The 20,311-nt window shown below is 74.4% G+C and carries 16 protein-coding genes; 9 read left to right on the top strand and 7 right to left on the bottom strand.

Translation table 11 applies throughout. The features are described 5' to 3' along the window. Positions 1-37: 37 nt before the first annotated feature. Entirely contained in the window at positions 38-232 is a 195-nt protein-coding gene (locus tag ACWC24_RS30780; protein ID WP_152894702.1) for a hypothetical protein, read from the bottom strand. 354 nt (positions 233-586) lie between these two features. Between ACWC24_RS30780 and ACWC24_RS30775 the strand changes: the two genes are divergently transcribed. From ACWC24_RS30775 to ACWC24_RS30755, 5 genes are all read left to right on the top strand, one after another. After that, positions 587-979 (top strand): ankyrin repeat domain-containing protein, encoded by a 393-nt coding sequence (locus ACWC24_RS30775; protein ID WP_450666163.1) that lies wholly within the window; start codon positions 587-589, stop codon positions 977-979. Between the two features lie 322 nt (positions 980-1,301). Further along, positions 1,302-2,720, top strand: a complete 1,419-nt coding sequence (locus ACWC24_RS30770; RefSeq protein WP_450666162.1) for a HEAT repeat domain-containing protein — start codon at positions 1,302-1,304, stop codon at positions 2,718-2,720. 338 nt (positions 2,721-3,058) lie between these two features. Next, positions 3,059-4,231 (top strand): glycosyltransferase family 4 protein, encoded by a 1,173-nt coding sequence (locus tag ACWC24_RS30765; RefSeq protein WP_450666161.1) that lies wholly within the window; start codon positions 3,059-3,061, stop codon positions 4,229-4,231. Further along, the gene (locus tag ACWC24_RS30760) at positions 4,228-5,394 is read left to right on the top strand and encodes a glycosyltransferase (protein WP_450666160.1); all 1,167 of its coding nucleotides are present in this window, start codon (positions 4,228-4,230) and stop codon (positions 5,392-5,394) included. Before ACWC24_RS30765 ends, ACWC24_RS30760 begins: the two co-directional genes overlap by 4 nt. Then, positions 5,391-6,266, top strand: coding sequence for an SGNH/GDSL hydrolase family protein (locus tag ACWC24_RS30755; RefSeq protein ID WP_450666159.1), 876 nt, complete (start codon positions 5,391-5,393; stop codon positions 6,264-6,266). The genes ACWC24_RS30760 and ACWC24_RS30755 overlap by 4 nt, the downstream gene beginning before the upstream one ends. A gap of 45 nt (positions 6,267-6,311) precedes the next feature. Here ACWC24_RS30755 and ACWC24_RS30750 read toward each other — a convergent pair whose 3' ends face one another. From ACWC24_RS30750 to ACWC24_RS30730, 5 genes are all read right to left on the bottom strand, one after another. Continuing rightward, the gene (locus tag ACWC24_RS30750; protein WP_450666158.1) at positions 6,312-7,202 is read right to left on the bottom strand and encodes a 5-oxoprolinase subunit C family protein; all 891 of its coding nucleotides are present in this window, start codon (positions 7,200-7,202) and stop codon (positions 6,312-6,314) included. Next, on the bottom strand, positions 7,199-7,816 hold the full coding sequence (locus ACWC24_RS30745; protein ID WP_450666157.1) for a 5-oxoprolinase subunit B family protein: 618 nt from the start codon (positions 7,814-7,816) through the stop codon (positions 7,199-7,201). The genes ACWC24_RS30750 and ACWC24_RS30745 overlap by 4 nt, the downstream gene beginning before the upstream one ends. Continuing rightward, positions 7,813-8,571 carry a LamB/YcsF family protein gene (locus ACWC24_RS30740; RefSeq protein ID WP_450666156.1) on the bottom strand — a complete coding sequence of 253 codons (759 nt, stop codon included), beginning with the start codon at positions 8,569-8,571 and terminating at the stop codon, positions 7,813-7,815. Before ACWC24_RS30740 ends, ACWC24_RS30745 begins: the two co-directional genes overlap by 4 nt. 5 nt (positions 8,572-8,576) lie before the next feature. Further along, positions 8,577-9,389, bottom strand: a complete 813-nt coding sequence (locus ACWC24_RS30735; protein WP_450666217.1) for a putative hydro-lyase — start codon at positions 9,387-9,389, stop codon at positions 8,577-8,579. 92 nt (positions 9,390-9,481) lie between these two features. Beyond that, the gene (locus ACWC24_RS30730; RefSeq protein ID WP_450666155.1) at positions 9,482-10,801 is read right to left on the bottom strand and encodes an MFS transporter; all 1,320 of its coding nucleotides are present in this window, start codon (positions 10,799-10,801) and stop codon (positions 9,482-9,484) included. Positions 10,802-11,049: 248 nt separating this feature from the next. On the opposite strand from ACWC24_RS30730, the gene ACWC24_RS30725 reads away from it, so the two are divergent. The 4 genes from ACWC24_RS30725 to ACWC24_RS30710 all read left to right on the top strand — a co-directional run bounded on the left by ACWC24_RS30725 (position 11,050) and on the right by ACWC24_RS30710 (position 19,211). Beyond that, positions 11,050-11,772, top strand: a complete 723-nt coding sequence (locus tag ACWC24_RS30725; RefSeq protein ID WP_450666154.1) for a GntR family transcriptional regulator — start codon at positions 11,050-11,052, stop codon at positions 11,770-11,772. A 225-nt stretch (positions 11,773-11,997) separates the two neighbouring features. Then, a complete protein-coding gene (locus ACWC24_RS30720; RefSeq protein ID WP_450666153.1) occupies positions 11,998-13,524 on the top strand; it encodes a hypothetical protein in 1,527 nt (508 codons plus the stop codon). 52 nt (positions 13,525-13,576) lie between these two features. Beyond that, the gene (locus ACWC24_RS30715; protein WP_450666152.1) at positions 13,577-14,455 is read left to right on the top strand and encodes a hypothetical protein; all 879 of its coding nucleotides are present in this window, start codon (positions 13,577-13,579) and stop codon (positions 14,453-14,455) included. Positions 14,456-14,594: 139 nt separating this feature from the next. Then, positions 14,595-19,211, top strand: coding sequence for a hypothetical protein (locus ACWC24_RS30710; RefSeq protein WP_450666151.1), 4,617 nt, complete (start codon positions 14,595-14,597; stop codon positions 19,209-19,211). A gap of 136 nt (positions 19,212-19,347) precedes the next feature. Here the strand turns inward: ACWC24_RS30710 and ACWC24_RS30705 are convergent, their stop codons facing one another. After that, complete coding sequence (locus tag ACWC24_RS30705) at positions 19,348-19,917, bottom strand: hypothetical protein (protein ID WP_450666216.1); 570 nt, start codon at positions 19,915-19,917, stop codon at positions 19,348-19,350. Positions 19,918-20,311: the final 394 nt, after the last annotated feature.

The following is a 20,311-nucleotide window of genomic DNA, read 5'->3' as shown; positions in this document are numbered from 1 at the left end:
TGTCTCCTGGAGGTGGGTGCGGGCGGGACGGACGGGGTCAGAACTTGATGCCTCCGAGGAGGCTCGCCAGACTCTCTCCGCCGGCCTTGATGCTCGGGGCGATGGCGGTGCTCGCCAGATAGAAGCCGAACAGGGTGGACGCCAGGCAGTGCGACGGCTTGAGGCCGTCCTTGCGGAAGAAGAGGAAGACGACGATGCCGAGCAGGACCACGCCTGAGATGGACAGGATCATTTGAGCTCTCCTGGTTCGTGGGGACAGTCACCATGAGTACTTCCAGAATCACAGGATGTATCCATAGGATAAAAGGTGCAACTGGGTGAAATCTGAGTGATTTCGCCCAGTCGGCGGAAGGTCTGGTGGGCCGCCTGAGCAGGAAGATTGCGTCGAACGGGTCCTGCGGGGATCTTTGCCCCGGCGGGCCCGGTCATGTGCGCGCCGAGCCAGTACGCTGACGAATCACCCGTACGGCCGCATCACCCGTGGCCGTAGGCTTGCTCCCCGCGGGGCCCGGGCTCCGCGGCCCGCGGGGAGCGGGCGCGTGGGTCCCGCAGTCCCCGACGTCCGAAGCGAGAGGCGGTCAGGCCGATGACCGATGTCCCCGACCCTGAGGTCGTGGAACTGGCGACCAGGATCTTCGACCTGGCTCGGCAGGGCCGGACCGAGGAACTCGTGGCGTACGTCGACGCGGGCGTACCGGCCGGCCTCACCAACGACCGCGGCGACTGCCTGGTCATGCTGGCCGCCTATCACGGCCACGCGGAGACGGTGCGCGCGCTGCTGGCCCGCGGGGCGGAGGCCGACCGGGTGAACGACCTGGGTCAGACCCCGCTCGCCGGCGCCGTCTTCAAGGGCGAGACGGAGGTCGTCACGGTCCTCCTGGAGGGCGGCGCCGATCCGGCGGCCGGCACTCCGTCCGCCGTCGACACCGCGCGCATGTTCGGTAAAGCGGAGCTGCTGGAGCTGTTCGGGGCGACCTGAACCGACCGCTCTGAGCAGCCAGGACTGGTTTTTTGACCAGACATGACACACCACACGGGGAGGCGGAGCGGGGCCGCCGGATATTTCGGTCGCGGCAGACGGAAGCGCCGGGTCATCATGACGTCGTGATTCACGGACGCGATGGCTGGGCAGACGTTGCCGCACCGCGCGGGCCGTGATGCGGTCCGCATGGGCCACCGACGAGAGGCAGAGGAAAATGGTCTACAGCAAGCAGGAAGCGGCGGGCGCCCCGACGTGTTGTCACGCGGCCAGGTAATGCACGTCCCCGGTTGCGTCGACGCTTGATGTGAGGCTGTTTCCCATGTTCGATCCGGTCATAGCGCCCAGCGGTACGCTGCTCGGCCTGCTCCAGCGGGGGCGCGGCGACGGCACACTGCACGCGCTCACCGCCCCGCGCGCCGAAGCGCTCGCGGCCCTGAACCACTGTGTGCTGCGGGACCCCCGCCACGACTGGCAGGTGGAGAACCGCTCCCTCTACTACGCCCGTCTCCACCTCGATCTCGACGGCGACCTCGACGCGATCGAGGCCCATCTCTTCGACGCCGAGGACGCCTTCGACACGGGCGAGTCACGCACCGGGCTGGCCCTCGCCGTGCTCGGCCATCTCGCCTCCTACGGCCGGCGGGACGCCCTCGACCTGCTGCGCAGATACGCCGCCTCCGGCTCCAACTGGGCCTGGGCCCTGGACGAGCTGGCCCTGCGCGACGACGACGCCGGCCTGCGCGCCCTGGCCGCCCCCGTCCTCGCGCGGTTCGCCACCGACGCCGAGGGCGAGGCCGAGCTGGCCGCCGTGGTGCGCGACGCCTTCGAGCCCCGGCCCTGGCGGCTGTGGGCCGAGGATCCGCGCGAGTACGTCTCCGCCCGCGTGCGCGCCGCCCACGAGGCCGGCTGCTTCGACCGATGGCAACGCCAGATGCGGCCGAGCGGCCCCCGGCCGGGCTGGAGCGTGCGCGCCGTCTTCGAGTGGGCCCAGCAGGGCATCGAACGGGGCGCCGCCCTGCATGTGCCCGCCGCCCGCTGCCTGGTCGCCGTGGCCGGCCCGGAGGACCGGCCCGAGATCCTCCAGGCCGCCCGGGACGGCGACGACGGCGCCCGCTGTACCGCGTTGCGCTATCTCGCCGACCGCGACGACCCGGACGCCCTCGACCTGATCGAGGCGGCCGTGGCCACCGGCTCCACGACGGTCGTCGAGGCCGCCGTCGACGCCTTCGAACGCATGCGCGGTGCCGCCGTCGTCGACCGCGCCCGCGGCTGGGCCCGCCGGCCCGATCGACTCGGCGCCGCGGCCGGGCGTGTGCTCGCCTGCCGCGGCGGTGCCCAGGACAGCGACCTGGTCCTCGGGGCCCTGCGCGACGCCGTACGCGGCGAAGGCCCCGACGCGCCGACCCTGTGGACCCTCGTCGACGGCGCCGGTCGGCTCGGCATCGCCTGCGCGGCTCCCGTCCTGCGCCACATCTACCGCGAGACGGCCTCGTCCCATCTGCGGGGACGCTGCGCACGGGCGCTGGCCGCCACCGACCCCTCCTTCGCCGTCGGATTCGCCGTCGAGTGCCTCTGGGACTGCGAGGAGTCCACCCGCGAGGTCGCCGCCCGGCACGCCGAGACAGGCGACGCGCGCGTGGCCGAGCGCCTGCGCCGACTGGCCGCGGACCCGGCGGAGGAGGACGAGGTCCAGACGGCCGTCCGCAGCCGCATCGGCCCGGACGCCGCAGCGATGTGAACCGGCCGGGGCCGCCCGCGCGGGCGGCCCCGCCCCGGCCGCATCGGCCGGGGCGGTGGGCGTCGTGCCCCCGGGCCGGATCGGGGCGGTGGTTCCGGGGCGGTGCCCCCTGGCGGGACCTGATCGGGGCGGTGGTTCCGGTGCGGTGATCCGGGCGGGTCCGGATCGGGCGCGCTCCGCGGTGCGGCGCGTCATGTGAACTGGGGATGACCCGCGGACCAGGGGTGCATGGACGAGATCTGGCCTGCTCGGGTGTGCAGTGCAACGCTCATGGGACGTTCCTCGTTCGGAAAGATCCACGTTGTCGCGACCACGTCCAGCACGGCGAGAACACCCGTATGCGTGTCGTCATCGTGACCGAATCCTTTCCCCCCGATGTGAACGGCGTGGCCCACTGCGCGCTCCAGACCGCCCGGCACCTCGTCGATCGCGGTCACGCCCCTGTTGTCGTCGCTCCGGCAACCTCCCCGAAGTTCACGGCCCCGCTCGAACAGGCAGGAGCCGCCATCGGCAGCGGGCCCGACGCCCACGCGCCGTGCCCCGTCGTCCGCATCCCTTCCCTGCCGCTCCCCGGCTACCCCCAGGTCCGCGTGGCCCTCCCCAGCCGACGTGTCGCCGCGGCCATCCACGAGCACCGCGCCGACATCGTCCACCTGGCCAGTCCCTTCGTCCTCGGTGTCCGCGGCATGGCGGCGGCCGCGCGGCTGGGCCTGCCCGCCGTGGCCGTCTACCAGACCGACCTCGCCGGATACGCCCGTACGTACATGGGCGCGGGCGAGGCCGCGGCCTGGCGGCGCATCCGCTCCGTCCACGCCGCCGCCGACCTCACCCTCGCCCCCTCCAGCGCGGCCCTGCGCGACCTGGAGGCCCATGCCGTGCCCCGGGTGAAGCTGTGGCCGCGCGGGGTGGACACCGAGCGCTTCCGCCCCGAGCACCGCGACGAGGCACTGCGGCGCGAACTCGCCCCCAACGGCGAGCTGATCGTCGGCTACGTCGGACGGCTCGCCCCCGAGAAGCAGGTCGAGCTCCTGGCCGGGGTCTGCGGCCTGGACGGCGTACGGGTCGTGGTGGTCGGCGACGGACCCAGCGGGACGAGCCTCGGCGAGGCGCTGCCAGGCGCCGTCTTCCTGGGCCGCCGGACCGGCCACGACCTCGCCCGGATCTTCGCCTCCCTGGACGTCTTCGTGCACACCGGCCCCTTCGAGACCTTCTGCCAGACCGTGCAGGAGGCCATGGCCAGCGGGGTGCCCGTGGTGGCGCCCGCGGCCGGCGGCCCGCTGGACCTGGTGGACCACGGCCGCACCGGGCTGCTGGTGCCGCCGCGCGACGCCGACGCCGTACGGGACGCGGTGGCGGCGCTGGCCGCAGACCCCGCCCGGCGCGCCGCCTACGGCGCCGCCGGACACGCCACGGTCGAGGGCCGCACCTGGGCGGCCGTCGGCGACCTGCTCATCGGGCACTACGCGGACGTCCTGGCCGCGCGCAGGCGGAAGCCGGTGGTGGCGGCATGAGCGGGTTGCGCATCGTCAGGCTCGCCAACTTCGTCGCCCCCGCCTCCGGCGGGCTGCGCACCGCGCTGCGCGAGCTCGGCAAGGGCTTCAAGGCCGCGGGGCACGAACCGGTCCTGATCGTCCCCGGCGAGCGGCACACGGACAGCGAGACCGAGCAGGGCCGGGTGATCACCCTGCCCGGCCCGCTGCTGCCCGGCACCGGCGGCTACCGCGTCCTCACCGACCGCCGGCGCGTGGCCCGGCTCCTGGAGGAACTCGGCCCCGACCGGCTCGAGGTGTCCGACCGTACGACCCTGCGGTGGACCGGCAGGTGGGCGCGGCGCGCCCGGGTCCCGGCCGTGATGGTCTCCCACGAGACCGCCGACGGGGTGCTGCGCACCTGGGGCCTGTCGGAGCGGGCGGCGCGCCGCACCGCCGACGCCCTCAACGTGCGCACGGCGCACACCTACGCGCGCGTGGTGTGCACCACCGAGTTCGCCGAGCGGGAGTTCGTCCGCATCGGCGCCCGCAACGTCGTACGGGCTCCGCTCGGCGTCGACCTGGTGGAGCGGCATCCCGCGCTGCGCGACCCGGCGCTGCGCGAGGTGCACGCGCGCGAGGACGAGACACTGCTGGTGATGTGCTCCCGGCTGTCCGTGGAGAAGCGCCCCGGCACGGCGCTGGACGCCCTGGAGGCGCTGCTGCGGCGGGGCCGGCGGACGGTGCTGGTGGTCGCGGGCGACGGGCCCCTGCGGCCCCGCCTGGAGCAGCGCGCCAAGGAGCGGGGACTGCCGGTCACCTTCCTCGGACACGTCGCCGACCGCTCCCTGCTCGGCGCGCTCCAGGCCTCCGCGGACGTGTCGCTGGCACCCGGCCCCGCCGAGACGTTCGGGCTGGCCGCGCTGGAGGCGATGGCGTGCGGCACCCCGGTGGTCGCGAGCGCGTCCTCCGCGCTGCCCGAGGTGATCGGGGCGGCCGGCGCCACCGCGGCCGACAGCGGCGAGGCCTTCGCGGACGCCGTCGAGACCCTCCTCGCCCGGTCCGAGACCGAGCGGCGCGAAGTGGCACGCGCGCGTGCGGAGTGCTTCGGCTGGGACGCGGCGGTCGAGGCGTTCCTGGCCGCGCACGACGCCCACGTGCCGTCGGTCCGTACGCGTCCCGCCGTGCCGGAGGGCGCCGCATGAGACCCGTCCGTTTCGTGGCCCTCGGCGACTCGCTGACCGAGGGCGTGGGCGACCCGCTGGGCGACCCCGTGCGCGATCCGGCGGACGCCGTGAAATGGCGTGGCTGGGCCGCGCTGCTCGCCGACGGACTCGCCGCCGGGCCCGTGGAGTTCACCAACCTCGCGGTCAGCGGGGCGCAGACGCGTGACGTGCTGGAACGCCAGACGCAGGACGCGCTCGGGCTGGAGCCGGACGTGGTGTCCGTCGTGATCGGCGTCAACGACACGTTGCGCTGCACCTTCGACATCCACGCCGTCGCCGCCCGGCTCGACAAGGTGTACGCGGCCTTCACCGCACAGCGCGCGGTCCTGCTCACGGCCTGCCTGCCCGACCCGGGGTCGATGCTGCGGCTCCCCGGCGCTCTGGCCCGGCCGCTCGCCCGGCGGCAGCGCGCGGTCAACGCCGTGGTGCACGCGCTGTCCGAACGCTACGGGGCGGTGCATCTGCACGCCGCCGACGAGGAATGGCTGACCGACCGCGCCATGTGGAGCTCGGACCGGCTGCATCCCGGCGAGCGCGGGCACCGGCAGCTCGCGGTGCGCTTCCACGACCTGCTGGCGCAGGCGGGCGTCGCCACGGGGGCCGCGCCCTCGCCCGAGCCCGAGTTCCCCGCACCGACCCGATCGGCGAGTCTGCTGTGGCTGGCCACCGCGGGCACCGCCTGGGTGATGCGGCGGTGCACCGACCTGCTGCCGCAGCTGCTCACGCTGGCTGCCGACGAGATGCGCCACCGGGCCCGCGGCACGAGCGCCCGGCTCGATCTGCGGGCCTCCGCGGCGGTCTCCACGGCACTCGCCGCGCTGTCGTCGGTCGACCAGGTGGACGCGGCGTAGGGCCGGTCCCGTCGTCCACCCGGGGGCGGCGGGGCGGCCGGGAGGTCAGACAGGCCCCGGGCGCCCGGAGCGCCGGCCCACGGCCACGAAGCGGACCGGGATCCCGGGCAGCGCCTGCGCGGCCGCGGGGAGGTCGGCGGCCCGCACGACCCCGATCACCGGGTAGCCCCCGGTGGTCGGGTGGTCCGCCAGGAAGACCACGGGACGCCCGTCCGGGGGTACCTGGACCGCGCCCAGGACCATGCCCTCGCTGGGCAGTTCACCGGGGCGGGCCCGTTCCAGGGCGGGCCCCTCCGTGCGCAGGCCGATGCGGTTGCTCGCCGCCGACACCCGGTAGGTGCCGGTGGTGAAGGCCCGTACGACCCGCGGTGCGAACCAGTCGTCACGCGGGCCGAGCGACACCCGCAGGACGAGTTCCGTCGGCGGCCTGGGCTGCGGAGCGGTGTCCACGCGCGCGTACCGACCGGCGGCCCGGCCCACGGGCAGCACCGAGTCGTCCGTGAGCGGCGGCGGGCCCAGCCCCGACAGCAGGTCCGTGGAGCGGCTGCCGAGGACCGGCTCGACGGCGATGCCGCCGCCGACGCCCACGTAGCTGCGCACGCCGTGCACGGCGGCCCCCACGTCCAGGAGAGCCCCGGCCGGCACCCGTACCGGTGCTCCCCAGGCGACCGGCCGCCCGTCCACCGTGACCGGGCAGGGCGCGCCCCCCACCGCCACGGTGACCGCCGAACGCGGGCGCAGCGCACAGCCGTTCAGGGTGGTCTCCAGGACGGCGGCCTCCGGCGGGTTGCCGACCAGCCGGTTGACGAGCGCCGCCGCCGGCCCGTCGAGCGCTCCCGAGCGGGGCACCCCGAGGTGGGCGTGCCCGGGACGCCCCCGGTCCTGGACGGTCGTCAGCGCCCCGGCCCGTACGACGGCGAGCGCACGGTCCGTCATGCGCCCTCCACCGCGACGAAGCGCACCCGGGTCCCCGGCGACAGCAGCGCGGCCGGCACCCGCGCGGGGTCCCACAGCTCCGTGTCCGTACGGCCGATCAGCTGCCAGCCGCCGGGCGACGACCGCGGGTACACCCCCGTGTACGGGCCCGCCAGCGCCACCGCCCCGGCCGGGACGGCCGTACGCGGCGTGGCGCGCCGCGGGACCTCGCGGCCCGGCGGCAGCCCGGTGAGATAGCCGAAGCCGGGGGCGAACCCGCAGAACGCGACCCGGAACTCGACCGCCGTGTGGACACGGGCCACCTCGGCCACCCCGACACCCCAGTGCGCGGCGACGTCCGCGAGGTCGGGTCCGTCGTAGCGCACCGGGACGTCGACCACCTCGGCGGCGCGCGGGACGGCGGCAGGCAGCTCGGCGCGGGCCAGTTCGCGGGCCAGCCGGTCCGGGTCGGCGACCCCGTCGAGCAGGACCGTACGGGCCGCCGGGACGATCTCGCGGACGACGAGCAGGCCCTGCGCCCGCCTGCGCACCAGCTCGGCGTGCAGGGCCTGGGCCTCCTCGCCCGAGGAGACCTCGACGAGCAGAGCGTCCTCACCCACGGGCAGCGCCCTCATACGAACGCCTCCACCCGCACGCCCGACTCCTCGAGCCGCCGCCGTACCTGCCGGGCCAGGTCCACCGCACCGGGCGTGTCGCCGTGCAGGCACAGCGACCGCGCGCGTACCTCGATCCGCACCCCCGAGTGGGCGGTGACCGTGCCGGAGCGGGCCAGGCCCACCGAGCGCGCCACGACCGCCGCCGCGTCGGTGACCACCGCGCCGTCCCGGCCGCGCGGCACGAGGGTGCCCTCCTCGGTGTACGCGCGGTCCGCGAAGGCCTCCGCGACCGCCGGCAGCCCGGCCTTCGCGGCCAGTTCCAGCAGGCGCGAACCGGGCAGTCCGAGCACCGGCAGCCCCGGGTCGGCCAGGCGCACGCCGTCCACGACTGCGCACGCCTGCTCCTCGTCGTGCACCACGCGGTTGTACAGCGCGCCGTGCGGTTTGACGTACGCCACGCGCGCGCCGGCCGCGCGGGCGAAGACCTCGAGAGCACCGATCTGGTACGCCACCTCGGCGGCCAGTTCGGCGGCGGGCACGTCCATCGCCCGCCGCCCGAATCCGGCCAGGTCCCGGTAGGAGACCTGCGCGCCGATCGCCACCCCGCGCTCGGCCGCCTGCGCGCAGACCCGCCGCATGGTGGCCGCGTCCCCGGCGTGGAAGCCGCACGCCACATTGGCGCTGGTGACGACGGACAGCAACTGCTCGTCGTCGGTCAGCCGCCAGCGGCCGAAGCCCTCGCCGAGGTCGGCGTTCAGGTCGATGGAGGTCATGGATGTCACGTCTCTCCTGTCCAGGCCACTCGGTACTGCTCGTCGCGGGCGTCGGTGAGGAACATCTGCCCCGGCGCGTGCGTCAGCGCGAACGGCGGACGCGAGGCCACCACCGCGGCCTGCGCCGTCACCCCGCAGGCCCAGAACACCGGGATGTCGTCCGGTTCGGCGTCCACCGGGTCGCCGAAGTCGGGCCGGGCCAGGTCGGCGATACCGAGCCCCGACGGATCACCGCAGTGCACCGGAGCGCCGTGCACCGCCGGAAGCAGACTGCTCTCCCGGATCGCGGCCGCCAGGTGCTGCGGCGGCACCTGGCGCAGGGACACCACCAGCGGGCCGTGCAGCCGGCCCGCCGGGCGGCACCGGCGGTTCGTCACGTACATCGGGACGTTGCGGCCCTGCTCGATGTGCCGGATCGGGACGCCCGCCCCGGACAGCGCCCACTCGAACGTGAAGCTGCATCCGATCAGGAACGACACCAGGTCCTCGCGCCAGTACGCGCGTACGTCCGTCGGCTCGTCCACCAGCTCGCCGTCCCGCCACACCCGGTAGCGCGGCAGGTCGGTGCGCAGATCGGCGCCGTCGGCGAGGACGGTGGTCCACGAACCGGCGTCCGTGACGTCCAGGACGGGGCAGGGCTTGGGGTTGCGCTGGCAGAACAGCAGCATGTCGTACGCCCAGTCGGCGGGGACCGAGATCAGGTTGACCTGGGTGTGGCCGGCCGCGACCCCGGCCGTCGGACCCGACAGGCCGTCACGGAAACGGGTCCGGGCGGCTCTCGGGCTCCACGCGTGCGCGTGCTCGTCGGCGAGGAGCAGGGGACGGTCGGCGGTACCGGGCGAGGGGTGCTCCGTCGTGTCGGGCCGAGGCCGGTCCGTGGTGCCGGGCGAGGGCCGGTTCTGCGTACGGTTCACAGCAGTTCCTTCCCGCGCGTCTCCGGCAGTCCCAGGAGCGCGAGTGCCGCGATGCCGTAGCCGATCGCGCCGAAGACCAGTGCGCCGCCCACGCCCCAGCTGTCGGCCAGGAAGCCGACTGTGGTGGGGAAGACGGCGCCCACGGCGCGGCCGGTGTTGTACGTGAAGCCCTGGCCCGTGCCCCGCACGGCCGTCGGGTACAGCTCGCTCAGGTACGAGCCGAAGCCGCTGAAGATCGCCGACATGCAGAAGCCGAGCGGGAAGCCGAGCACCAGGAGCAGGGTGTCGGCGCCGTCCGGGATGTGGGCGTAGGCCAGGATGCACACCGCCGACAGGAGGGCGAAGAGCCAGATGTTGGGCCTGCGGCCCAGCCGGTCGGTGAGCTGGCCGCCGGTGAGGTAGCCGACGAAGGCGCCCGAGATCAGGAAGGCCAGATAGCCGCCGGTGCCGACGACCGACAGACCGCGCTCCGACTTCAGATACGTCGGGACCCAGGTGGCGAGGGTGTAGTAGCCGCCCTGGACGCCGGTGGAGAGCAGTCCGGCGAAGACCGTCGTGCGCAGCAGGCCCGGTGTGTCGGCCGTGCCTCGCCGGAAGATCGCGGCGAACGACCCCCGCCGCGGGTTCCGCTCGCGTGCCGCGGCCGCCTCGGGCGCGTCCTGCACCCGGCGGCGCAGCCACACCACCAGCAGCGCGGGCAGGGCGCCGGTCCAGAACATCACGCGCCAGGCCAGGTCGTCGCCGAGGAACGAGAAGACCAGGGTGTACACGACCGCGGCCAGCGCCCAGCCCACGGCCCACGCGCTCTGCACCGCGCCGAGCGTGCGGCCGCGGTGCCGGGAGCTCGCGTACTCGGCCACCAGGATCGCGCCGACCGCCCACTCGCCGCCGAAGCCGAGGCCCTGGAGGGCACGGAGGACCAGCAGGGTCTCGTAGTCGGGTGCGAAGCCGCAGGCGACGGTGAACACGGCGTAGGTGAGCACCGTGACCATGAGCGCCCGGACCCGGCCGACCCGGTCCGCGAGGACACCCGCGAGGGCGCCGCCGACGGCCGAGACGGCGAGCGTGACGGTGGTGAGCAGGCCGGTCCGGCCGCTGTCCAGGCCGAAGTGGGCGGCCAGCGCGACCATGGTCAGCGGGAGGGCGAAGTAGTCGTAGGAGTCCAGCGCATAGCCGCCGAAGGCGCCGGCGAAGGCGCGGCGGCCGCGTGGACCGAGAGCGCGCAGCCAGCCCGACGCGCCGTCGTCGACGGCGTGTTCGCCCGTGGCGGTGAGGTCGCCTGCGGCCAGGGCCTCGGGGGGAGGGGTCGTGCTCATGGGCACCTCGCAGAGGGATGACGGAGGGGTGCTGGGGTGAGCCGTGTCATGCCGTGCGTTGTCGTGCTGAGCGTTGCCGTGCCGTGCCGTGCGCGTTGTGCCGTGCGCGTTGTGTGGTGCCGTGCCGTGCCGTGCGCGCCGTGTGGTGCCGGGCGTTGTCGTGCCGTGCCGAGCACCGTAGAGGATTGTTCAACGATCCCTCAATACCCCTGTTGTTTCGTCCTGGTGTCTGCGGTTCAATTCCGGGCATGGCAGAGCAGCTGACGGGACTGGCCGACGACCGCGCGCTCCTGGGGCGCACCAGCACCGCCGAACGCGTCTCCGACATCCTCAGAAGCCGCATCGCCGACGGCTACTTCCCGCCGGGCACCCGGCTGTCGGAGGACAGCATCGGCGGGGCGCTCGGGGTCTCGCGCAACACGCTGCGCGAGGCGTTCCGGCTGCTCACCCATGAACGCCTGCTCGTCCACGAGCTCAACCGGGGCGTCTTCGTCCGGGTCCTGACCGTCGAGGACGTCGAGGACATCTACCGCACCCGGATCCTCGTGGAGTGCGCCGTCGTGCGCGGTCTGGGGGAGCCGCCGTACGCGGTGGAGGGCCTGGCCGCGGCGGTCGCCGAGGGGCGGACGGCGGTCGCCGAGAACGACTGGAAAGCAGTGGGTACGGCCAACATCCACTTCCACCGGGAACTCGTCACCCTGGCCGGCAGCGAACGCACCGACGAACTGATGCGCAGCGTCTTCGCCGAGCTGCGGCTGGCCTTCCACGTCGTGGACGACCCCCGGCGGCTGCACGAGCCCTACCTCGCCCGCAACCGCCAGATCCTCCGGGCACTGGAGAACGGGGACAAGGACGAGGCCGAAAAGCTGCTGGAGGTCTACCTCGCGGATTCGCTGGAGCGAGTGGTGGAGGTGTACCGGCGCAGGGTCGGGGAGGGCGAGCAGGGGGCGACCACCGCGGGGCTCGTGTGAGAGGGACCACGGTGGGCCTCGTGTGAGGGAGGCCACCGCGGGACGGGTGCGAGCGGGACCGCCGCAGTGGCCGTGCGGGCGGGACGGCCTCGGGGCCGGCGCGGACGCGACCGCTTCGGGACCGGCGGGAGACAGGCTGTCGCCGGGTCGGTGTGAGAAGCGTGACGCCGGGACCCATCTGCGTCGTTTGGGTCGTTGTCAGACCGAGGACCTAGTCTGTGCACCGTGACTTCGCCTGCAACGCCGGACAGCGTTCCGCCCCAGCTCAGCGTGGCGCCGCGACCCGCACCGGGTCCGGCCGCCGACGAGGGGCTGGCGCGGCGGCTGCGCGCGCTCGCCTGCACGGCGCCGATCCACGACCTCGACGCCCGCAAGGCCAACCTCGCGGGCGCGTACTCGGTGTACGGCATGGCGGAGATCGCCCTCGCCGCGATCGACCTCGTCACACTGAACATGGACTTCGACACGGGCGCCGACCACGACCAGATAGTGGCCAGGCTCGTCCCGCGCATCACCGCCCAGGCCCCGCAGCGCTCCGCCGCCGAGCACGAGCGGGTGGCCCGCTGGGTCCTGGAGAACCTGATCAACGTCGGCAGCGTCGACCGCGGCTTCCGGGCCGTGTACGGCACGTTCGCCACCGACGGCAGCTATGTGCGCCGCGACTACGACTTCAAGCTGATCGAGGAGGTCCCCGGCCCCGGCGGCAGCGTCTATCTGCGCACGACGGACGAGGCGGTCAACGTCCTGGTGGGCGCCCTCGACACCGATGTCACCAGCGCCCAGATCGCCGCCGAGGTCAAGCTGGAGGTGCTCATCAGCCGCGGCCGGCTTGCCGACGCCCAGCTCGCCGCCGAGCAGGCCCGCTACCGCACCGTGCAGTACTCGGAGACCCTGCGCCGCGCGCTGGACGCGACCCGGCGCAACGTCCGGGCCGTGGACTGGCTCAACTCCGTGCCCGACATGATCGCCGAGGCCCTCGACCACGTGGCCGACCGCTACCGCCACGAGAACGCGATCCTCACGAACATCCGCAAGGCCCGCGACGAGTCCGAGGACCCCGAGCAGAAGCGGCGCGCCGCCGAGCTCGTCGACATCGTGAAGGACTGCATCCGCCGCCACACGCAGTTGCAGTCGCGACTGCTGGAGGCCGGGCCGCTGTTCCGCGCGGAGCAGGACCGGCAGGCCTTCGCCACCCCGATGACGACGTCCGGGATCGACCTGTACGGACACCTCGTCGCCCCGGTGCTGCCGCTGCCGGTCGAGCAGGCGGTCCGGGTCACCGACGCCTTCTTCGCCCGCGGGACGGGTCTGCGCACGCCCGTGTCGGTGCGGGTCGGGGACCTCGTCGACATCCTGCTGACGCCGCCGGTGGAGCGCGAGCACCTCGGCGCGGAGATGCCCGAGCCCGACCTGATCGCCACGCCGGACGACAGCCGGTTCAGCGAGGAGCAGCTGGCGGCCGCGATGGAGCTGCTCGACCTGCCGGCGGACGCCCCGCGGCGGCTGTCGGGGCTGCTCGCCGACGCCCGGCGACGCGACGCGGAACTGCCCTATCTGGTGGCGCTGCTGGCCGTCCACGCGGCCAGCCCCGCGGTGGGCACGGCCTACCGTCAGGGCGAGGAGAAACTGCTGTTCGCCGTGGACGACGGCACCGAGCTGGACGACCCGGAGTTCGGCGGCGCCGACCTGATCGTCGGCACCGCGCTCCTGGACGCCGCCGGGATGGCGGCGGACCGGACGGAGGCGGCATGAGCCGGCCCGAGAACCGAACGAACGACCGTCGACGCAACAAGGAGTCCCGACCGTGAGCGAGTACGCCGAGTGGAGTGAGCCGGACGCCGGTCCCGTTCCGGCGACCGCCGCCGTCACCCCCGCCGACGCCGCCGACGCGGCGCGCCTCGTCGCCTTCGGGCTCCAGCCCAAGGTGCAGCCCGCGCGCGACCAGGAGTACGCCGAGCTGCTGCGGCGCTACCGGGAGGACCCGCCGTTCGCGCGGCTCGCCGACGCCGTGGCGGCCGGTCTCGGGCTCGTGGTGCTGGAGGTCTCGCCACGGGCGGGGATGGCCGTGACCGCGGCCGAGGACTCGGTGTTCGCCGTCCGCATGGGCGACTATGCGCGCCGGACGTCCGCGGACTCCGGGGACCGCTTCCTGCACGGCCTGGCCCACCTCGCCGTCGCCGCGCTGGCCTTCCCGCGGCCGGAGGACCTCGCCGACGACGGGTACATCGGCCGGGTGAGCGTCAACGGCGTCGACGCGTTCGTCCGCCAGGCCTGCCGTCGGCTGGAGGAGCGCGCGGACGAACAGGGCCGGAACAGCGACCCCGCGACCGACGCCCCCGGTCTGGAGGCCGCCTGGCGGATCTGGGCCAGACGCAGCGCGACCGGCGCCACCAAGGACGCGCGACGCCTCGCCGGCTCCACGACCGGCATCGTCGGCAAGGCGGTCGCCTTCCTCACCGACTCCGGCTTCCTCCAGCGCACCGGCGACGACGGCGGCGGCACCTACCGCACCACGGCCCGCTACCAGCTCCAGGTGCGGGACATGGCCGGCGGCGCGGCCCTGGCCGAGCTCATCGAACTGGGCGTCGTCCCGGTCACCGACGGCTCGCCGAGCCTGCTGCCCGCCGAGGACACGGACGACCTGGAACTGGTCGCCGACGCGGGCCTCCCGTTCCACTCCTGAAGCGCCCACAGCGCCCACAGCGCCCACAGCGCGTCGGAAGTCCCCGAAGGGCCCGAAGCGCGCCGCGAGCCGCTGGACCGCCGGAGGCTTCCGCCCCCGCCATGCCGACCGATCTGCCGAAGACTTACGAGAGTCCGCCATGTACGAGCTGTCCCGGGTCCGTCTCTACTCCATCGGGCCCGCCGGTGCGCGTTACGCCGACACCGTGCTTGACCTGCGAGGTGTGGGCGACGTCGTGCCCGACCCCGCGCCCACCCAGGCGGAGTTCTTCGAGGAGGAGCCCGTCGGGCCGCCGCGTCGGCCCGCACCCGCGGGCGTGCTCTTCCTGGAGAACGGCGGCGGCAAGTCGGTCCTGCTCAAGCTGATCTTCTCGGTGATGCTGCCCGGCCACCGCAACACGCTCGGCGGCGCCAGCTCCGGCGTGCTGCGCAAGTTCCTGCTCGCCGACGACTGCGGGCACGTGGCCCTGGAATGGCAGCACGTGCTGACCGGCGAGTGCGTCGTCGTCGGCAAGGCCAGCGAATGGCGCGGCCGTCAGGTCTCCAACGACCCGCGGAAGTTCGCCGAGGCCTGGTACTCCTTCCGGCCCGGTCCCGGGCTGAGCCTGGACAACCTGCCGGTCGCCGAGGCCACCGCGGTGCGGCCGCCCGTCGAGGGCCAGTCCGGCGCGCAGGGGCGGCGGCGCACCATGAAGGGCTTCCGGGACGCGATCACCGACGCGGGCAAGGCCTACCCGCACCTGGAGGTGCACTGGGAGGAGATCCACGACCGCTGGATCGAGCACCTCGGCGACCTCGGCCTCGACCCCGAACTCTTCCGCTACCAGCGCGAGATGAACGCCGACGAGGGCGAGGCCGCCGGCCTGTTCGCAGTCAAGAAGGACTCCGACTTCACCGACCTGCTGCTGCGGGCCGTCACCGACACCCGCGACACCGACGGACTCGCCGACCTCGTCAGCGGCTTCGGCAACAAGCTGGGGCGACGCGCCGAGCTGATCGCCGAACGCGACTTCACCGCCGGGTCGGTGGACCTGCTCGGCCGGATCGTCGAGGCCACCGAGGCACGCGCACGCGCGCGTGACATCCACACGGCGGCCGAACGCCGCACCCGCACGCTGGCGCGCCGACTGTCCACCCGCGCCGTGGGCGAACGCACGCGGGCCACCGACCTCGCCCAGCGGGTCACGGCCGCCGCCTACGCCGTCACCCACGCCGAGGGAGCGCGTGAGCGCAGCGCCCTCGTCGCCGCCGAACTCGCCTACCGGCACGCCTCGCTGGCGCTGGCCGCGGCCGAGAAGTCGGCCGCCGCGCAGAAGCGCGAGCTCGCCGAGGCGCGCACCCTGCACGCCGCCTGGCAGGCCGCCGAGGCCGTACTGCGCCACCGGGCCGCCACCGACCGGGTCACCCGGGTGTCCGCCGCGATCCAGGAGGCCGAGCGCGACGCCGCACCCGCGCTCGCCGCCCGCACCAAGGCCGCCGTCGACCTCGTACGGGCCCTGCACACGGCCGCGGAGAACGCCGAGACCCTCGCCAACGAGGAGGAGGAGCGGTCCGCGGCGCTCCAGGAGGCCGGCGACTCGGCCCACCGGGACTCCACGTCCGCCGCGACCGAGTCCCAGCGCGCCCGCAGCGAGATCGGACACCTGCGCCAGCGCTTGGCCGAGGTGGAACAGGAGACGGCCGAGGCGGTGCGCGCGGGCTGGCTCGACGACAGCGCGCCCGACGCCGACCCCGCGCGCGCGGCCCTCGCCGCGAGCGACGCCGAGCAGACGGCCGTCGCGGCCTGGGACACCGCACGCGAGGCGTCCCGCCGGGCGGGCGAACACGCCCGCGAGGCGGCCTCCGCGGAGTCCCGCGCCGAACTGACCGCGGCCCGCGCCGCGGACGCCGCGACGGCCGCCGAGCGCTCCCGCGAGGCCGAACTGCGCCTCGCCGAGGCACTCGCCGCCGAGGAGCGGCTGGCCGAACTGCTGGGACTGGCGCACGGTGACACGCAGCCGGGCGGCCCGCGGACCCGGCAGGACACCGGCCCGGACGCCGGGGACGGCGTCTTCGCGCCCACGGACCTGGACCGCTTCGCCGACGAACTGCGCGAACTGCTCGCCGACGCCGTCTCCGCCGCGGAACGGCAGCTCTTCGAGCTGCGCACCGCGGCCGCCGACGACGCGCGCATCCTCGGCGCGCTCGGCGACGGGGGACTGCTGCCGCCCGGCCCGGACGTGCTGGCCACCGTGGAGTTCCTCGGTGAGCACGGCATTCCGGCGCTGCCCGGCTGGCGTTACCTCGCCCAGGCCGTGGACCCCGCCGACCACGCGCGGGTGCTGGCCGCCCGCCCCGAGCTGGTCGACGGTGTGATCATCACCGATCCGGACTCGCACGCGCGGGCCCGGGAAGCCCTCGGCAACGCGGCGCTGCTGCCCCGGTCGACCGTGGCGGTCGGCACCGCGGCCGCCCTGCTCGCGCCCACCCCGGCCGCGGAGTCGCAGGACAGCGGCGTCTTCCTCGTACCGCCGAACCCGGCCATGCACGACGAGCACGCCGCCGACGAGGAGCGGCAGGCCCTGCGGGCACGAGCCGCGGAGCGCGACGAGGAGATCCGCGGTCTGGCCGCACGCCTCGGCAAGGACCGGGAACTGGCCGCCCGGCTCGCCTCGTGGCGCACGGGCTGCCCGGCGGGCCGGCTCGCGCAGCTGGACCAGCTCGCCCAAGAGGCCCGCGCGTTCGCCGAGGAGGCCGAGGCCGACCTGGTCGAGGCGCGCACCGTGCGGGCCGAGGCCGAGGAGACCGCCGCCGAGGCCGCACGAATGCGTGACGAACGCCAGGAGGGCGCGCAGAAGGCCCGGCGGGCCGCGGACGCCCTCGCCGGGCTCGCCTTCCGGCTGCGCGAGCGCGCCGGCTGGCAGGTGAAACTGCGTGAACTGGCCGACGACGCGGCCGAGTCGGAGGCCCGCGCCCAGACCTGCCTGGAGCGCGCCCGGGCCGCCGACGAGGACCGCCGCGCCGCCCAGCGCGCCGCCGACGACAGCCGTCGCACGGCCCGCGCCCTGCGCGCCGAGCGCGCCGAGATCGCCGGCGCCCCCGACGACGTACCGCAGGACGACCCGAACGCCTCCCAGGCGTCCCTGCCCGCCCTGCGCGAGTCCTACCGAGCGGCCTCCCAGGTCTACGAGAAGGTAGGCGTCGGCGCCGACCTGCGCGCCGAGCAGGCCCGCGCGGAGAGCGACGAGAGCGCGGCACGGACCGAACTGGACCGGCTGAGCAACAAGGTCCGCACCCGCGCCGAACAGCTGCTCCAGTCGCCGGACGGCTCCGACGGACCGTCCCGGCAGGCCGCCGCCGCACGGGCCGAGGAGCTGGTGCAGCTCCTGGAGACCCGGATGTCCCACGCGAGCGAGCAGCTCGGGCGGCTGCGCGGCGAGGCCGAGCGGCACGCCCCGGAGGACGGCGAGGCGCACACCGAGCTGTCCGAGGAGCTCCAGCCGCGCGACGCCGACCACGCGCAGGCGCTGCGGCGCACCGCCGCCACCGAACTGGCCGCCCGCACCGAGGCGTTGGCCGAGGCTCGCGGTGCGCACGCCGAGCTGCTGGACACGCACCGGGCCGCCGAGGACGCCGTCGGCGGTTTCGAGGAGACCGCCGCGATGCTCCGCGACCTGCTGCGCGAACACGCGTCGGAGGAGGAGCAGGAGGAGGTCGAGCCGTATCCCGGCAGTCTGGAGGAGGCCCGGCAGTCGGCCGCCGAGTCCCGCCGTTCGCTGCGCGGCTGCGCCGCCGACCTGTCCACCGCGGAGGCGGCCGTACGCGAAGCCGGCGACGTCCTGGTCCGGCACGCCAACTCCACCCGCTACGAACAGGTCCGCACCCCGGCCCGCCAGCAGATCCGCGAGCTGCCCGCCGCGGCCCTGCCCGAGCACGCCCAGAAGTGGGCCGACGCCTTCGCGCCCCGGCTGCGCGTCCTCACCGACGAACTGGCCCAGCTGGAGCGGAACAGGGACTCCATCGTGGACCGGCTGAGGGGACTGGTGGAGTCGTCCCTGGCCACCCTGCGCTCGGCCCAGCGTCTGTCCCGGCTGCCCGAGGGGCTCGGCGAGTGGTCAGGACAGGAGTTCCTGCGCATCCGTTTCGAGGAACCCGACCAGGCCACGCTGACCGAACGCCTCGGTGAGGTCGTCGACGAGGCGACCCGGGCCGCGGTGAAGAAGAACTCCGACCTGCGGCGCGACGGCATGTCCCTGCTGCTGCGCGGGGTCGGCGCCGCCCTCCAGCCCAGGGGCATCGCGGTCGAGATCCTCAAGCCCGACGCCGTGCTGCGCGCCGAGCGGGTCCCCGTCGGCCAGATGGGCGACGTGTTCTCCGGCGGCCAGCTGCTCACCGCCGCCATCGCCCTGTACTGCACGATGGCCGCCCTGCGCTCCAACGACCGGGGCCGGGACAAGCACCGGCACGCCGGCACCCTGTTCCTCGACAACCCCATCGGCCGCGCCAACGCCACCTATCTGCTGGAACTCCAGCGTGCGGTGTCCGACGCGCTCGGCGTCCAGCTCCTCTACACCACCGGTCTGTTCGACACCACCGCGCTGGCGGAGTTCCCGCTGGTCATCCGACTGCGCAACGACGCCGACCTGCGCGCCGGTCTGAAGTACATCAGCGTGGAGGAGCACCTGCGGCCGGGTCTTCCCCAGCAGGCCCCCGCCGGGGAAGGCGAGTCGGTGCACAGCGAGATCACGGCGACCCGAATGTTCAAGCGGCCCGTATAGCCCTGGCCCGGACGGGCCGTCACACTGCCGTGGCCCGCGCCGTGGCCCACGCCCTGGGGCGCACTGTCGTCCGCGCTGTGGTTCGTGGGGAGAGCCGCTCGGCTCTCCCCACGAGCGGGACCGACGCCGAACCCGGTCAGGAGTGCGACAGCCGTCCGGTGCCGTCGGCCGCGCCTATGCGCTTCCTCGTCCGCTCGGCGGCGCGTGCCTGCCGCCGGGCCCGGCGGCGCTCGCGGCGCAGCGACCGGGCGGTGCTGCTGGGGACCGACACCACGCCGTTGCGCTGGTTCCAGACCTGGCGCGTGACCCAGACATCGAGCGCGCCCCAGGTGGCGACCACGGTGCCGGCCACGCTGCCGATCACCATCGGGAACGCCAGCCACGAGTCGGCCAGGGTGCACAGCACAGCCGTCATCGCCAGGATCAGCGTCACCGAGATGATCAGCACGGCGCGCACGGCCGCGGTGCGCACCGGGTCCGGCATCCGGCGTCGACGGGCGGGTTCCTCGATCCACAACGGCCGGTGCCGCGACCGGTCCTGGGCCGTCTCCCGCACCGCGCCCCGAGCCGCGTCCCGGGCCGCCTCCGGTGCCGGTCCGTGTCCGTCCGCCGGAATGTCGTGATCCGGTGCCTCGCGCCGCCGAGGCACCGTCCTGTGCGCCACCGCACCGTACTCCGGCGCGTCATGCCGCTCCGCCGTGCCCATCACCGTGTCACTCCCCACCGCCAGCAGACCCCTCGCCCGGTCCGAAGACCCCGACTCCCCAGTGGCTGCCCGGCTTGCGCTGTTTTACGCCGCCCGGGTGCGAGATGCGGCTCCTGTGGCCGATTCCGCCCCCGACTCCCGTAGAAAAAGACGAACGAAGCCTCCCGAAGATTCCCAATGAACGAAAAATTCTGGCCAACTACCCGTACGGAAAGACGGGAACGGACTCTTCGATCGCTGCCGGTTTCGGGGAGGCAATCTCCCGCAATGGCAGGACAACTCGCCATGTCTCGACGCTGGTTCGGAATTTCTGCTTCCGGATGACTCTTCGAGTTACTCGTGCGTCAGTAGTAGGCTCGCGCCGTTTGTTGACGCACAGGTGTACCCCCCTTCC

This window comes from Streptomyces sp. NPDC001443, from assembly GCF_053597355.1.
The sequence above is the reverse complement of the archived record's forward strand: the minus strand, read 5'-3'. Positions and strand labels throughout refer to the sequence as shown.

Bases quoted from the DNA above. Each gene is read 5' to 3' on its own strand.
- ACWC24_RS30780 (WP_152894702.1), bottom strand. From the start codon at position 232: ATGATCCTGTCCATCTCAGGCGTGGTCCTGCTCGGCATCGTCGTCTTC.
- ACWC24_RS30775 (WP_450666163.1), top strand. From the start codon at position 587: ATGACCGATGTCCCCGACCCTGAGGTCGTGGAACTGGCGACCAGGATC.
- ACWC24_RS30770 (WP_450666162.1), top strand. From the start codon at position 1,302: ATGTTCGATCCGGTCATAGCGCCCAGCGGTACGCTGCTCGGCCTGCTC.
- ACWC24_RS30765 (WP_450666161.1), top strand. From the start codon at position 3,059: ATGCGTGTCGTCATCGTGACCGAATCCTTTCCCCCCGATGTGAACGGC.
- ACWC24_RS30760 (WP_450666160.1), top strand. From the start codon at position 4,228: ATGAGCGGGTTGCGCATCGTCAGGCTCGCCAACTTCGTCGCCCCCGCC.
- ACWC24_RS30755 (WP_450666159.1), top strand. From the start codon at position 5,391: ATGAGACCCGTCCGTTTCGTGGCCCTCGGCGACTCGCTGACCGAGGGC.
- ACWC24_RS30750 (WP_450666158.1), bottom strand. From the start codon at position 7,202: ATGACGGACCGTGCGCTCGCCGTCGTACGGGCCGGGGCGCTGACGACC.
- ACWC24_RS30745 (WP_450666157.1), bottom strand. From the start codon at position 7,816: ATGAGGGCGCTGCCCGTGGGTGAGGACGCTCTGCTCGTCGAGGTCTCC.
- ACWC24_RS30740 (WP_450666156.1), bottom strand. From the start codon at position 8,571: ATGACCTCCATCGACCTGAACGCCGACCTCGGCGAGGGCTTCGGCCGC.
- ACWC24_RS30730 (WP_450666155.1), bottom strand. From the start codon at position 10,801: ATGAGCACGACCCCTCCCCCCGAGGCCCTGGCCGCAGGCGACCTCACC.
- ACWC24_RS30725 (WP_450666154.1), top strand. From the start codon at position 11,050: ATGGCAGAGCAGCTGACGGGACTGGCCGACGACCGCGCGCTCCTGGGG.
- ACWC24_RS30710 (WP_450666151.1), top strand. From the start codon at position 14,595: ATGTACGAGCTGTCCCGGGTCCGTCTCTACTCCATCGGGCCCGCCGGT.
- ACWC24_RS30705 (WP_450666216.1), bottom strand. From the start codon at position 19,917: ATGGGCACGGCGGAGCGGCATGACGCGCCGGAGTACGGTGCGGTGGCG.